At 60.7% G+C, this 14,647-nt stretch carries 13 protein-coding genes; 9 read left to right on the top strand and 4 right to left on the bottom strand.

Features of this window, described 5'->3' with window-relative positions:
- Positions 1-86 precede the first annotated feature (86 nt).
- The 3 genes from ACSQ87_RS01015 to ACSQ87_RS01005 all read right to left on the bottom strand — a co-directional run bounded on the left by ACSQ87_RS01015 (position 87) and on the right by ACSQ87_RS01005 (position 2,923).
- A complete protein-coding gene (locus tag ACSQ87_RS01015) occupies positions 87-1,169 on the bottom strand; it encodes a 5-(carboxyamino)imidazole ribonucleotide synthase (RefSeq protein ID WP_436273192.1) in 1,083 nt (360 codons plus the stop codon).
- Positions 1,170-1,180: 11 nt separating this feature from the next.
- The gene (gene purE, locus ACSQ87_RS01010; RefSeq protein WP_046044990.1) at positions 1,181-1,672 is read right to left on the bottom strand and encodes a 5-(carboxyamino)imidazole ribonucleotide mutase; all 492 of its coding nucleotides are present in this window, start codon (positions 1,670-1,672) and stop codon (positions 1,181-1,183) included.
- Positions 1,673-2,005: 333 nt separating this feature from the next.
- Positions 2,006-2,923: a LysR substrate-binding domain-containing protein gene (locus ACSQ87_RS01005; protein ID WP_436273191.1), complete on the bottom strand. Its 918-nt coding sequence runs from the start codon at positions 2,921-2,923 to the stop codon at positions 2,006-2,008.
- A gap of 180 nt (positions 2,924-3,103) precedes the next feature.
- Here ACSQ87_RS01005 and aspA point away from each other — a divergent pair, with 180 nt between their 5' ends.
- The 6 genes from aspA to ACSQ87_RS00975 all read left to right on the top strand — a co-directional run bounded on the left by aspA (position 3,104) and on the right by ACSQ87_RS00975 (position 11,101).
- Positions 3,104-4,528, top strand: coding sequence for an aspartate ammonia-lyase (aspA, locus tag ACSQ87_RS01000; RefSeq protein ID WP_033059267.1), 1,425 nt, complete (start codon positions 3,104-3,106; stop codon positions 4,526-4,528).
- A 503-nt stretch (positions 4,529-5,031) separates the two neighbouring features.
- Positions 5,032-6,483, top strand: coding sequence for an alanine/glycine:cation symporter family protein (locus ACSQ87_RS00995; protein WP_436273190.1), 1,452 nt, complete (start codon positions 5,032-5,034; stop codon positions 6,481-6,483).
- Between the two features lie 143 nt (positions 6,484-6,626).
- Positions 6,627-7,631: an asparaginase gene (locus tag ACSQ87_RS00990; protein WP_436273189.1), complete on the top strand. Its 1,005-nt coding sequence runs from the start codon at positions 6,627-6,629 to the stop codon at positions 7,629-7,631.
- Positions 7,632-7,800: 169 nt separating this feature from the next.
- Positions 7,801-8,793 carry an AraC family transcriptional regulator gene (locus ACSQ87_RS00985; RefSeq protein ID WP_436273188.1) on the top strand — a complete coding sequence of 331 codons (993 nt, stop codon included), beginning with the start codon at positions 7,801-7,803 and terminating at the stop codon, positions 8,791-8,793.
- 163 nt (positions 8,794-8,956) lie between these two features.
- Positions 8,957-9,988 carry a histone deacetylase family protein gene (locus tag ACSQ87_RS00980; RefSeq protein WP_046053901.1) on the top strand — a complete coding sequence of 344 codons (1,032 nt, stop codon included), beginning with the start codon at positions 8,957-8,959 and terminating at the stop codon, positions 9,986-9,988.
- Positions 9,989-10,000: 12 nt separating this feature from the next.
- The gene (locus tag ACSQ87_RS00975; protein ID WP_436273187.1) at positions 10,001-11,101 is read left to right on the top strand and encodes a polyamine ABC transporter substrate-binding protein; all 1,101 of its coding nucleotides are present in this window, start codon (positions 10,001-10,003) and stop codon (positions 11,099-11,101) included.
- Positions 11,102-11,123: 22 nt separating this feature from the next.
- Here ACSQ87_RS00975 and ACSQ87_RS00970 read toward each other — a convergent pair whose 3' ends face one another.
- The gene (locus ACSQ87_RS00970; protein WP_436273186.1) at positions 11,124-12,674 is read right to left on the bottom strand and encodes a PLP-dependent aminotransferase family protein; all 1,551 of its coding nucleotides are present in this window, start codon (positions 12,672-12,674) and stop codon (positions 11,124-11,126) included.
- 90 nt (positions 12,675-12,764) lie between these two features.
- On the opposite strand from ACSQ87_RS00970, the gene ACSQ87_RS00965 reads away from it, so the two are divergent.
- The 3 genes from ACSQ87_RS00965 to ACSQ87_RS00955 are packed head-to-tail and all read left to right on the top strand — an operon-like array spanning position 12,765 to position 14,533.
- Entirely contained in the window at positions 12,765-13,388 is a 624-nt protein-coding gene (locus ACSQ87_RS00965) for an FMN-binding negative transcriptional regulator (RefSeq protein ID WP_436273185.1), read from the top strand.
- A 9-nt stretch (positions 13,389-13,397) separates the two neighbouring features.
- A complete protein-coding gene (locus ACSQ87_RS00960; protein WP_223431312.1) occupies positions 13,398-13,844 on the top strand; it encodes a GNAT family N-acetyltransferase in 447 nt (148 codons plus the stop codon).
- A gap of 17 nt (positions 13,845-13,861) precedes the next feature.
- Positions 13,862-14,533 (top strand): GNAT family N-acetyltransferase, encoded by a 672-nt coding sequence (locus tag ACSQ87_RS00955; protein WP_436273184.1) that lies wholly within the window; start codon positions 13,862-13,864, stop codon positions 14,531-14,533.
- Positions 14,534-14,647 lie beyond the last annotated feature (114 nt).

Below are 14,647 nucleotides of genomic sequence, written 5' to 3'. Positions count from 1 at the left end.
GGCAATGCCCAAAGCCTAGTCAGACTTTGGCATCCTGCCATGAGAGAACGGCGGGCCCTGAATGGTTCCGCCGTTGCCAGATGAAACTATTCGGCGATGAGTGCTTCGACCTTCAGGATCTGCGCAGCCAACGTCTCGCGGTCTGCACAGCGCAGATTCGCGTGACCGACCTTGCGGCCGACCTTGAAAGCCTTGCCGTAGTGATGCAAATGGCAGTCGTCGATCGCAATCACTTTTTCTACTGGCGGCACGACACCGATGAAGTTGAGCATCGCGCTCTCGCCGACCTTGGCCGTCGAACCCAGCGGCAGACCGGCAACGGCCCGCAGGTGGTTTTCGAACTGGCTGCACTCGGCACCTTCAGTGGTCCAGTGACCCGAGTTGTGGACCCGCGGGGCGATTTCGTTGGCCTTGAGGCCACCGTCGACTTCAAAGAACTCGAACGCCATCACGCCAACGTAGTTCAGCTGCTTGAGCACACGGCTGGAATAGTCTTCCGCCAAGGCTTGCAGCGGGTGGTCGGTGCTGGCCACGGACAGTTTGAGGATGCCGCTGTCGTGGGTGTTGTGAACCAACGGATAAAATTTGGTCTCACCATCGCGAGCGCGCACGGCGATCAACGAGACTTCACCGGTGAACGGCACGAAACCTTCCAACAGGCAGGCCACGCTGCCCAGTTCGGCGAAGGTGCCGGCGACATCTTCAGGCTTGCGCAGGACCTTCTGGCCCTTGCCGTCGTAACCCAGGGTGCGGGTTTTCAGCACGGCCGGCAGACCGATGGAAGCCACGGCAGCATCCAGATCGGATTGCGATTGAATGTCAGCGAACGCCGGGGTGGGAATCCCCAGGTCCTTGAACATGCTCTTCTCGAACCAGCGATCACGGGCGATGCGCAGGGCTTCGGCGCTCGGGTAGACCGGGACGAATTGCGACAGGAAGGCCACGGTTTCGGCCGGGACGCTTTCGAACTCGAAAGTCACCAGATCGACTTCATCGGCCAGCTGACGCAGGTGATCCTGATCGCCGTAATCGGCCCGCAGGTGTTCGCCCAACGCGGCTGCGCAAGCATCCGGAGCGGGGTCCAGGAAAGCGAAGTTCATGCCCAGCGGAGTGCCCGCCAGCGCCAACATGCGACCCAACTGGCCGCCACCGATTACACCGATCTTCATCGTCAACAACCTCAGGCGATGCGTGGGTCTGGATTTTCCAGGACGCTGTCTGTCTGCTCAGCACGGAATTTTTTCAGCACCGCGTGGAACTGCGGGCGCTTGGCGCCGAGGATGCTCGCCGAGAGCAGTGCTGCGTTGATCGCGCCAGCCTTGCCGATGGCCAGGGTGGCGACCGGAATACCCGCGGGCATCTGCACGATAGACAGCAGCGAATCGACGCCCGAGAGCATCGACGACTGCACCGGCACGCCCAGTACCGGCAGGTGGGTCTTGGCCGCACACATGCCTGGCAAGTGAGCCGCGCCGCCGGCACCGGCGATGATCACCTCGATGCCACGCGCCTCGGCCTCTTCGGCGTACTGGAACAGCAGGTCCGGGGTGCGGTGGGCAGAGACCACTTTCACCTCGTAAGGAATGCCGAGCTTTTCCAGCATATCGGCGGTGTGGCTAAGGGTGGACCAATCGGACTTGGAGCCCATGATCACGCCAACCAGTGCACTCATCGTCGTGCCTCTTCTCTCTGGGCGCCCGCAGGCGCGTCAAAAAACAACAAGCCACGCAAAATGCGTGGCTTGATTGTACGAATTATGGCCGGACGAACCGGCCGAAGGCCGCGCAGTATACCTCAATGAAGCAGATAAACAGCCCCCATAGCGACCATCTGTCATTCGGCGCAAAGTGCCGGTTTTATTGACTCCGAGGTCAGCGAAAGATCAACACAAATCCCCCTGTGGGAGCGGGCTTGCTCGCGAATGCGCTGGATCAGGCAACATTGATCTCGACTGACACACCGCATTCGCGAGCAAGCCCGCTCCCACATTGGATCTTCATTGGTCTCAGATACCCGTCGTGCCTTGGGCTGCGCCGCCTTCCAGCTTGCGCCATAACAACCGCACGTTCGCCTTGCGCACCAACGCGCAGCGGTACAGGCGAATCTCCAGCGGTACATGCCATTGCGGGCCGCCGCAAACCACCAGTTCACCACGAGCCAGTTCGGCACGCACGCTGAGCCGCGGCACCCAGGCAATGCCCAATCCTTCCAGTGCCATGCTTTTAAGGCTGTCGGCCATGGCGGTTTCGTAAATGGTGGTGAAGCGCAGCGCACGCTGGCGCAGCAGCATGTTCACCGAACGCCCGAGAAATGCACCGGCGCTGTAGGCGAGCAGCGGCACACTGCCTTCGCCTTCCAGATCGAACAGTGGCTTGCCCTCGGCGTCCGCCGCGCAGACCGGAAGCATTTCAGTGTCGCCAAGGTGCAGCGACGGGAAGATTTCCGGGTCCATCTGCATCGCGGCATCCGGGTCGTAGAACGCCAGCATCAGATCGCAACCGCCTTCACGCAGGGCATGCACGGCATCACCGACGTTGGTTGCCACCAGGCGCGTCGCGATGTTCAGGCCTTCGTTACGCAACTGCGCGATCCAGCGCGGGAAGAACCCCAACGCCAGGGAGTGAGCGGCGGCGACCTGCATCACCTCGCCCTGCCCGCCTTCCAGGTGATGAAGGTGACGCAACACTTCACCGAGCTGCTCGACCACCGTCCGCGCGGTGACCAGAAACAACTGCCCCGCCGCCGTCAGCTCGATCGGCGTGCGCGAGCGATTGACCAGGGTCAGCCCCAGCGCGGCTTCAAGGCTGCGGATCCGTCGACTGAACGCCGGCTGAGTCACGAAGCGTCGTTCGGCAGCCTGGGAGAAGCTGCGGGTGGCGGCCAGAGCACTAAAGTCCTCCAGCCATTTACTTTCAAGGTTCATCACGGCCTCCCGGACACGCACCAATTTAGGTCACACGCTCGCCGCAGACACGGCGTCACACGGGCATTATGCCGAATGTGCATAGGCTAGTGTTTAACAGCATTGGCCCAAAATTCTCCACAAGCCTAGCATTTGCAGTGTTCCGGCACAGACCGGGTCCATATCGAGATGATTTCTATCATGTCCTCCGCTGCATCTTTCCGCACAGAAAAAGACCTGCTTGGCGTACTCGAAGTACCTGCTCAAGCGTATTACGGCATCCAGACCCTGCGAGCGGTGAACAACTTCCGTCTCTCCGGCGTTCCGATTTCGCATTACCCGAAGCTTGTTGTCGGCCTGGCAATGGTCAAACAGGCCGCCGCTGACGCCAACCGCGAACTGGGTCACCTGAGCGAAGCCAAGCACGCTGCCATCAGCGAAGCCTGTGCACGTTTGATCCGCGGCGATTTCCACGAAGAGTTCGTGGTGGACATGATTCAAGGCGGCGCTGGCACTTCAACCAACATGAATGCCAACGAAGTCATCGCCAACATCGCGCTGGAGGCCATGGGCCACCAGAAGGGCGAATACCAATACCTGCACCCGAACAACGACGTGAACATGGCGCAGTCGACCAACGACGCCTACCCGACCGCGATCCGTCTGGGTCTGCTGCTGGGTCACGACGCGCTGCTGGCCAGCCTCGACAGCCTGATCCAGGCGTTCGCCGCCAAGGGTGTTGAGTTCAGCCACGTATTGAAGATGGGCCGTACCCAGCTGCAAGACGCCGTGCCGATGACCCTGGGCCAAGAATTCCGTGCCTTCGCCACCACATTGAGCGAAGACCTGGCACGTCTGAAAACACTGGCACCTGAACTGCTGACCGAAGTGAACCTGGGCGGCACCGCGATCGGTACCGGCATCAACGCCGACCCGCGCTACCAGCACCTGGCCGTTGAGCGTCTGGCACTGATCAGCGGTCAACCGCTGGTTCCAGCCGCCGACCTGATCGAAGCCACCTCCGACATGGGCGCCTTCGTACTGTTCTCCGGCATGCTCAAGCGCACCGCGGTCAAGCTGTCGAAGATCTGCAACGACCTGCGCCTGCTGTCCAGCGGCCCACGCACCGGCATCAACGAAATCAACCTGCCAGCGCGTCAGCCAGGCAGCTCGATCATGCCCGGCAAGGTCAACCCGGTTATCCCGGAAGCGGTTAACCAGGTGGCGTTCCAGATCATCGGCAACGACCTGGCGCTGACCATCGCAGCCGAAGGCGGCCAACTGCAACTGAACGTGATGGAGCCGCTGATCGCGTTCAAGATCTTCGACTCGATCCGCCTGCTGCAACGCGCCATGGACATGCTGCGCGAGCACTGCATCGTCGGCATCACCGCCAACGAAGAGCGTTGCCGTGAACTGGTCGAACACTCGATCGGCCTGGTCACCGCACTGAACCCGTACATCGGCTATGAAAACGCCACCCGCATCGCCCGTATCGCCCTCGAAAGCGGCCGTGGCGTGCTGGAACTGGTGCGTGAAGAAGGCTTGCTCGACGACGAAATGCTCGCCGACATCCTGCGCCCGGAAAACATGATTGCTCCGCGTCTGGTGCCTCTGAAGGCTTAACCGAACGCAACACCGGCGCTTGCTCTTTTAACGAAGAGCACGAAGCGCCACGCTCACCAGGTCGAGGGACTAGACACCTCTCACCTTTTGAGGGCTTGGGGATGTATTCCCCAAGCCCTTTTTTTTAACCCTTTTGCGGATAGCGAATATGTCTGACACCGCAAAGATCGCAGCCTTCGGCAGCTCCTACAGCATTTGATGTACACCCTGTAGGAGCTGCCGAAGGCTGCGATCTTTTGATCCTGGCAGCACCTCGTTTCGATTCATGCACCACAACCGTGCAGACGGACGACACGCTCATAGGTATAGTGCCGCCCCTCTTCGCGTGAGCGGTCGTCGGTAACGAGGCCCAAACCCATGCGAAACCCGAACTAATAACAAACCCGCAATATGAAATCGGGACGAACCTTCGCCTCACCTGTTTTGCCGCGCGCAATCCGGTGTAACGCGATGTTTCTGACCGCCCAACATTTGCCTACACAAAAAACAGCGAGGAATAATCCATGCTCGAAGTCATTAACGACTTCCTCTCAGGGAAAGTACTGATCGTGCTCATTGTCGGGCTCGGTAGCTACTTCACGATCCGCTCGCGTTTCGTTCAATTGCGCCACTTCTTCCACATGTTTGCGGTGTTCCGCGACAGCCTGAAAAGCAGTGCCGGTCAACTCAGTTCGTTCCAGGCCTTGATGCTCAGCCTCGCCGGCCGCGTCGGTGCGGGTAACATCGCCGGGGTCGGTATCGCCGTAACCTTGGGTGGTCCGGGTGCGGTGTTCTGGATGTGGGTGACCGCGCTGGTCGGCATGTCCAGCAGCTTCTTCGAATGCTCCCTCGGCCAGCTCTACAAGCGCTGCGACTCCGACGGCACGTACCGTGGCGGCCCGTCCTACTACATCCAGCACGGCCTGCAGAAACGCTGGCTGGGCATGATCATGGCGTTCCTGCTGCTGATCACCTTCGGCTTCGCCTTCAACGGCCTGCAATCCCACGCCGTGACCCACTCGCTGAACAACGCTTTCGGCCTCGACACCACTTACACCGGCCTGGCCCTGGCGGTGTTGCTGGGTCTGGTGTTCATCGGTGGGATCAAGCGCATCGCCAAGGTCGCTGACCTGCTGGTGCCGGTGAAAACCCTGGTGTACATCGGCGTGACCATCTACGTGATCGTCCTGCAATTCGACCACGTTCCAGCGATGCTGATGACCATCGTCAAAAGCGCCTTCGGTCTCGACCAGGCCTTCGGCGGCCTGATCGGCAGCGCCATCGTCATGGGCGTGAAGCGCGGCGTGTTCGCCAACGAAGCAGGCCTGGGCAGTGCGCCGAACGTGGCCGCAGTCGCGTCGGTCGAACACCCGGTGTCACAAGGCGTGGTTCAGGCGTTCAGCGTGTTCCTCGACACCTTCGTGATCTGCACCTGCACCGCGTTGCTGATCCTGCTCTCGGGCTTCTACACCCCGGGCTTCGAAGGCGACGGTATTGCCCTGACCCAGAACTCCCTGGCCGCCGTGGTCGGTGACTGGGGCCGGAGCTTCATCTCCGTGGCCCTGTCGTTGTTCGTGTTCACCTCGATCCTCTACAACTACTACCTGGGCGAGAGCAACCTGCGCTTCCTGATCGGTGAAAACCGCAAGGCGCTGATCGGCTACCGCGCATTGGTACTGGCGCTGATCTTCTGGGGTGCAATCGAGAACCTGGGCACGGTGTTCGCCTTCGCCGACATCACCATGACCCTGCTGGCTTTCGTGAACCTGATCGCGCTGTTCCTGCTGTTCAAGGTCGGCATGCGCATCCTGCGTGACTACGATGACCAGCGCGCGGCCGGCATCAAGACGCCCGTGTTCGATTCGAGCAAATTCCCGGATCTGGACTTGGACCTGAAAGCCTGGCCAGCCAATCCGCCAGCGGCCGCCACCAAGGCTGAAGCCGAGTCGCAAGGCGTACCCGCAGCGCAACGCTGATCGGTTAAAGTGCGCAATCCCCTGTGGGAGCGGGCTTGCTCGCGAAGAGGGAGTGTCAGGCGACATTGATGTTGGCTGATACACCGCTTTCGCGAGCAAGCCCGCTCCCACATTAGGAATGTCATCGTTCTCGGAGACCCCCCATGAATTCCTCGACCTTCCCTGCCGCCCAGCACGTCATGGTGCTCTACACCGGCGGCACCATCGGAATGCAAGCCAGTGCTCACGGCCTGGCCCCAGCGTCCGGTTTCGAAGCCCGGATGCGCGAATATCTGCACAGCCAGCCTGACCTTGTCGTGCCGCAATGGCGCTTTCGCGAGATGTCGCCGCTGATCGACAGCGCCAACATGAGCCCGGCTTACTGGCAGCAACTGCGTGAAGCGGTGGTCGACGCCGTCGATGTCCAGGGCTGCGACAGCGTGCTGATCCTGCACGGCACCGACACCCTCGCCTACAGCGCTGCGGCCATGAGTTTTCAGTTGCTCGGCCTGCATGCCCGCGTGGTGTTCACCGGTTCCATGCTGCCGGCCGGCGTAGCCGACAGCGATGCCTGGGAAAACCTCAGTGGCGCGCTGGTTGCCCTCGGCCAAGGCCTTGCACCGGGCGTTCATCTGTACTTCCACGGCGAACTACTGGACCCGACCCGTTGCGCGAAGGTGCGCAGTTTCGGTCGTCATCCGTTCAAGCGTCTTGAGCGTCAAGGTGGCGGTGAGAAGGCTTCTTCAATACCGGCATCGCTGACCTACAACCAGCCCAAGCAATTGGCGAAAGTCGCTGTGCTGCCGCTGTTCCCCGGCATCGGCGCCGAGATACTGAACGGCCTGCTCGACAGCGGCATTCAGGGCCTGGTGCTGGAGTGCTACGGCAGCGGCACCGGACCGAGCGACAATCCAGAATTCCTCGCCAGCCTGGAACGGGCGCGGGACAAGGGTGTTGTGGTGGTAGCCGTCACCCAATGCCATGAAGGTGGCGTCGAGCTGGATGTTTACGAGGCTGGCAGTCGGTTGCGCGGCGTGGGCGTGCTGTCGGGTGGTGGCATGACCCGTGAAGCCGCGTTCGGCAAGTTGCATGGCTTGCTGGGTGCCGGGCTCGAAACCGCTGAAGTGCGGCGCCTTGTAGAACTCGACCTGTGCGGCGAACTAATCTGACACCTCAACGCGCCTGTAGGAGCTGTCGAGTGAAACGAGGCTGCGATCTTTTGATCCTGAAAAACAAGATCAAAAGATCGCAGCCTCGTTTCACTCGACAGCTCCTACAGGGTTTCCCGCTCGGCATGTAACTTGCTGCCGTTCCAGCATCCCAAGGCTGGAACACCCCATGCTCCATTCCCACCTCACCACCCTCAACGCTGTCTCTCTGGTGCTCAACGCCTTTAAGGCCGAGGGCTTGTCCAGCGAAGCGCTGCTGGCCGGCAGCGGCATCAGCGCGGCGGATCTGAGCCGGGCGGACACGCGCATCACCACCAATCAGGAGATGCAGGTCTGCGCCAACGCCGTCGCGCTCAAGCGTGACATCGGCCTGGAACTGGGCCGGCGAATGCATGTTTCGTCCTACGGCATGCTCGGGTACGCCTTACTCACCAGCGCCACTTTAGGTGACGCCTTGCGGCTGGCACTGCACTATCCGGCGCTATTAGGAACACTGTTCGAGTTGAGCCTGGAAGAGGATAACGAGCGCATCTGGCTCACCGCTGGCGACTATCGGGAAAACCCTGCGCTGGCGCCATTCAATGTCGAGTTTTGCCTGGTTTCGATGAAGGTCACTTGTGAAGACCTGCTCGGCCAACCGTTGCCGCTGCTTGGCGCCCGCTTCGAATACCCGGCACCGGACTATCAGGCACGCTACACCGAACGTTTCGATTGCCCCTTGCAGTTCGACGCTGCGTCCAACGCCTTTGCCTTCGACAAAGCCTGGCTGGAGCACCCCCTGCCTCTGGCCGACGCCATCACCCATCAAGCCATGGCCGAACGCTGCCGCAAACAGAACACCGAGTTCACGGGACGCCAGGTGTGGCTGGGACGAATCCGCCAGCTACTCAGCGCGCAGTTGAATGCGGCGCCCGGCCTCGAAGGTTTGGCCGAACAGATGAATTGCTCGGCGCGCACCTTGCGTCGGCACCTGAATGACCTGGGTTGCAGCTATCAGGAATTGCTTGATGAGCTGCGGTTCGAGCAGGCCAAACGCATGCTCTGCGAGGACCAACTGCCGATCTATCGGATTGCAGAAGCGCTGGGGTTCAGCGAGACCGCGAGCTTCCGTCATGCGTTTGTGCGCTGGAGTGGGGTAGCGCCAAGTCAGTTCAGGCCCTGACCCACCCCTGTGGCGAGGGAGCTTGCTCCCTCGCCACAGGGGGGGCGAATTCCGGTCAATTCTTTTGGCCATATCGATCCCCTTTTGGCCTTTCCTGCCGTTCTCTCAAACGCCGCGCGCCGCAAGACTGTGTTCAACCGAAACAGCCTGCGGAGAACAAGAAATGCTGACGATCTACTCGGACGATCACCACCTGCACCACGGCCGTTGCGAATTGATGGACGGGCAACTGATGCCCTGCTTCGAAATGCCTTCGCGAGCCGACCATGTTCTGCAGCGCGTGCAGTACCGCGACCTCGGTCCGGTCGAAGCGCCGCAGGATTTCGGCCTCGACCCGATCGCGCGCGTCCACAGCCGCGACTACCTCGACTTCTTCAAAGGTGCCTGGGCACGCTGGACCGAATTCGGCACCGACGGCGACTTGCTGCCTTACACCTGGCCGGCCCGCACCCTGCGCCGAATCATGCCCACCAGCCTGCACGGCCAGCTCGGCTATTACAGCTTCGACGGCGGCGCACCGATTACAGCCGGCACCTGGCAAGCAGCGTACAGCGCGGCGCAAGTCGCGTTGACTGCTCAAGCCGTCATTCAACGCGGCGCCCGCAGTGCCTTCGCCCTGTGTCGTCCACCGGGACACCACGCCGCCAGCGATTTGATGGGCGGTTATTGCTACCTCAACAACGCCGCCATCGCTGCGCAGGCGTTCCTCGATCAGGGCCACAAAAAAGTCGCGATCCTCGACGTCGATTACCACCACGGCAACGGCACCCAATCGATTTTCTACGAGCGCAGCGACGTGCTGTTCACCTCGATCCACGGGCATCCGGAAGCCGAGTTCCCGTTCTTCCTCGGCTATGAAGATGAGCTGGGTGAAGGGGCCGGCGAAGGCTTCAACTTCAACTACCCTTTGCCGGCCGGTAGCGGCTGGGACAGTTGGAGCGCCGCGCTGGAACAAGCCTGCAAAGAGATCGAAAAGTACGGCGCCGATATCGTCGTCGTATCCCTGGGCGTCGATACGTTCAAGGACGATCCGATCTCCCAGTTCAAGCTCGACAGCCCGGATTACCTGGCCATGGGCGCACGCATCGCCGGCCTCGGCAAGCCGACGCTGTTCGTGATGGAAGGCGGCTACGCGGTAGAAGAAATCGGCATCAATGCCGTGAACGTTCTCGAAGGTTTTGAAAGCGCCCAATGAGGAATTAGAACAATGATCAGTCTCAAGCGTTTTATCGCTCCTACCCTGTGTGCCACGGTGCTCAGTGGCGCCGTTCATGCTGAAGAGCGAACGTTGCGCGTCTACAACTGGTTCGACTACATCACCCCCAAAGCGCTGGAAGACTTCAAGGCCCAGAACACCCAGACCAAACTGGTCTACGACATCTTCGACACCAATGAAGCGCTGGAGGCCAAGTTGCTGACCGGCAACTCCGGCTATGACGTGGTCGTGCCGTCCAACGTATTCCTTGCCAAGCAGATCGAGGCCGGTGTGTTCCAGCCACTGGATCGCAGCAAATTGCCGAACTGGAACCACCTCGATCCCAAGCTGATGAAGCTGATCGAAGCCAACGATCCGGGCAACAAATTTGCCGTGCCGTACATGTACGGGACCATCCTGATCGGCTTCAACCCGGACAAGATCAAGGCTGCGTTGGGTGACAACGCACCGGTGGACAGCTGGGACCTGATCTTCAAGGAAGAGAACATCAGCAAGCTCAAGCAGTGCGGCGTGGCCCTGCTCGACTCGCCGTCAGAGATCCTTCCATTGGCCCTGCAACACCTCGGCCTGGACCCCAACAGCAAGAAACCGGCGGACTACGAAAAGGCTGAAGCGCTGTTGATGAAGATCCGTCCGTACGTCACCTACTTCCATTCCTCGAAGTACATGGCCGACATCGCCAACGGTGACATCTGCGTCGCGGTCGGTTATTCCGGCAGCTTCTCCCAGGCAGCGAACCGCGCCAAGGAAGCCAAGAACGGCGTGATCGTCGACATGCGCCTGCCGAAAGAAGGCGCGCCGATCTGGTTCGACATGCTCTCGATCCCCAAAGGCGCGAAGAACCCGGAAGACGCCTACACCTTCATCAACTACTTGTTGCAGCCGCAGGTGATTGCACCGGTCAGCGACTTCGTCGGCTACCCGAACCCGAACAAGGACGCCACCGAAATGGTCGACCCGGCGATCCGCAACAACCCGAACCTGTACCCGACCGAAACGGCGATGAGCACGCTTTACACCCTGCAACCGCTGCCCCGCGATGCCGAACGGGCACGGACCCGGGCCTGGACCAAGATCAAGTCCGGGACCTGAAACCTGACTGAAGTCCTCGACCTCAGGGCCGCCAGGCCTTTTGCAATCGCCCGAGCGCTGCGATGATCGCCGCCTCGGGCACCGCCGCAAAGCCCAGCACCAGCCCGGCGCGTTGATCCACAGTGTTTTTCGAATCCGGTAGCCAGTAACTGCTCAGGCCATTGATCTCGACATCGACGCTGGCGGCGGCTTCAATCAGTTCGCGTTCTCGGGCCTGAGTGTCGACCGCCACCGTCAGGTGCAGCCCTGCCGCCACACTGGGCAGGCTGCCCACCCCTGGAATATCCGAAGGCCAGTTGGCCAGAAGCGTATTGCGGCGACTCAACGCAGCGCGGCGCATGCGGCGAATGTGCCGCTGGAAATGCCCGGCCGCCATGAACTCGGCCATGACGGCCTGGGTACTCACCTCGGAATGCCGCACATCGACCGCGCGACGCTGGGCGAAAGCGTCCACCAATGCCGGTGGCAGCACCAGATAGCCCAAGCGCAATGCCGGGAAAGCCACTTTGCCGAACGTGCCGACGTAGAGCACCCGCCCGTGACGATCAAGCGCAGCCAGCGGTGCCAGTGGCGCGCCGCTGTAACGATACTCGCCATCGTAATCATCCTCGACGATCCAACCCTCGGTTCGCTCGGCCCAGGCCAACAACTCCAGCCGCCGCGCCAGACTCATCACCACCCCGGTCGGGTACTGATGCGACGGCGTGACATAGGCCAATCGACAATCGTTGAGCCCATTCAATTCGCTGCAGTCGATGCCCTCGCTGTCCACCGCCACCCCGTGCAATCGCGCACCGGCCACGGCGAACGCATGACCCGCCGCCCGATACCCCGGATTCTCGATCGCCACGCCATCGCCCGGCTCTACCAGCAGCTGTGCACAAAGGCTAATCCCCTGCTGCGCGCCACTGGTGATCACTATTTGCTCAGCCGTGCACTGCATCCCCCGGGAGCTGCGCAAATACGCAGCAATCAGGCCGCGCAAGCGCGCATCGCCCGCCGGATCGCCGTAACACAGCTGCTGGAGATCCGGTTTACGCCAGAAAGCCGCATTCAGCTTGGCCCAGACCTCGAAAGGGAACAGATCAAAAGCCGGAACACCCACACGAAATGCGCGGGGCGGACCGATGGGAGGCAGGGCCAAATGGTTCCTTTCAACCCGCCCCAATGCGCCGCTGTGGATAACTTTGCTGGATGAAACCACAGGTAAATCCAACCAGTTTGTGGATAAGGCTGTGGATAACCCTGTTGACAACCCTGTGGATACTTTTGTGGATAGTTTTTTCACCGGTAACACTGATTGAGGCAATTGCGCGACATACGTCCCGTCCCCCACGCGTCCTTCAATAAAGCCCTCGGCGTAAAGCTGATCGTAGGCCCGGACCACGCTGTTTCGGGAAATCGACAACGCCGCCGCCAGATCGCGACTGGCCGGTAATCGCGTACCGCTGGCCAGACGACCGTCGAGCACTCGCACCCGCAAGGCCTGATAGAGCTGACGACTCAACCCCTGACGGCGATCGAGTTCGATACCCGCCGGGTTGAATGACAAGGACAGTGGCTCGCTGGTCATGGCAATGGACCTATGAAATTGGTCGTTAATGGCTCTTACAACAGACCATTAGCCTGCCTAGGATGCAGGCATTCGCCAAGGAAAATCTCCATGTACACGCCAAGCAGCTTTGCCATAGATGATTTGCATGAACTGCACCAGCAGATACTCGGCACCCGCCTCGCTGTGTTGGTCACACACGGGGAACAAGGTCTGCAAGCCAGCCATTTGCCGCTGCTGTTGAGTTCAGACCAGGGCCCGAATGGCACCCTTTATGGACACTTCGCCAAGGCCAATCCGCAATGGAAGGAACTGCAGAACGGCGCCGAAGCCCTGGTGATTTTTACCGGCGCCGACGCTTACGTCAGCCCGGGGTTTTACCCGAGCAAAGCCGAGCACGGCAAAGTGGTGCCGACCTGGAACTACGTCGCCGTGCACGCGTACGGCACGGCCGAAGTGTTCACCGATGCCGATCGCCTGCGCACGCTGGTCAGCGCGCTGACTGATCGTCATGAAGCGGGTCGCGCCAGTCCATGGAAAGTCGCCGATGCCCCCGCCGACTACATTGACGGGATGCTCAAGGCCATCGTCGGTTTTGCCTTGCCTATCCAGCGCCTGGAAGGCAAGCGCAAGCTCAGCCAGAACCGCAACGCTGCAGACATCGCCGGTGTGCGTGAGGGGCTTGCTGCCAGCCCTGATGTGCACGACCAGGCCCTCGCCCACTTGATGCGTTAAGGAACGAACATGAGTCAGATCGACATCCGCCAGGTCACCGACGACGACCACGCCGCCTGGTTGCCCTTGTGGCAAGCGTACCTGCGTTTCTACAACACCGAACTGCCTGAGGACGTAACTCAAAGCACCTGGCAGCGCCTGCTCGACCCGAGCGAACCGACCCATGCCGCGCTGGCCTGGGCCGATGGCAAAGCGGTGGGCATGGTGCACTTCATCTACCATCGTTCGAACTGGAGCATCGAAAACTCCTGCTACCTGCAAGACCTGTTGGTAACACCAGAGACCCGCGGCACTGGCGTCGGCCGACAGTTGATCGAATTCGTTTACGCGACAGCCAAAGAGGACGGTTGCTGCAAGGTCCACTGGCTGACCCACGAAACCAACGCCACCGCGATCCAGCTCTACGAGCGCATCGCCGAACGCCCCGGTTTCATCCAGTTTCGCAAAGCCATTTAAGGTTCAAGGAGAGCAACATGTCGACTTCACTTGCCGACTGGAAAGGCGTTCCGGCACCGTCGGTACAAACCCTCGAAGGGCGTTTCATCCGCCTGGAAAAACTCGACCCGGCGCGTCACGCTGACGGTTTGTGGGAGGCTCTGCAAGGCCCGGGTGCCGACCCGAAACTCTGGGACTATTTGCCTTATGGTCCTTTCCCGGAGCGCAGCGTGTTCAACGATTGGCTGAACAATCATGCGGCCAATAGCGACCCGTATTTCTTCAGCGTGATCGACCGAGCCAGCGGCGATGTGCAAGGCATCCTCAGCTTGATGTCGATTGTTCCTTCACAAGGTCGGATCGAGATCGGCCATGTCACTTTCGGTGCGCCAATGCAGCGCTCACCGAAAAGTACCGAGGCGGTTTATTTGCTGGCCAAGGAATCCTTTGCGCTGGGTTATCGCCGTCTGGAGTGGAAGTGCAACAACGGCAACGCCCGCTCCAAGTACGCGGCCGAGCGTCTGGGGTTCAGTTTTGAAGGCGTGTTTCGTCAGCACATGGTGGTCAAGGGGCAGAATCGGGATACGGCGTGGTATTCGATTCTGGACTCGGAATGGCCGGCGATCGGGGCGGGGTTTGAGCGCTGGCTGTCCGATGAGAACCAGGCGGATTCGGGGCAGGTGAAAACCCTGGCGGAGTGCCGCAGGTGATCTTCAGCGCCTGAACGGACGCCTTCGTCGGAACGCCGCCCGGAGCAAGCCCGCTCCCACACTGGATTGGGGCGGATCACAATTTTGTGGTCAATCCAAAACCCTGTGGGAGCG

The sequence above is a fragment of the Pseudomonas sp. LjRoot277 genome (assembly GCF_964253845.1).
Taxonomy (GTDB): domain Bacteria; phylum Pseudomonadota; class Gammaproteobacteria; order Pseudomonadales; family Pseudomonadaceae; genus Aquipseudomonas.
Note: the sequence above shows the minus strand (reverse complement) of the source record. Positions and strands in the feature narration are given on the sequence as shown.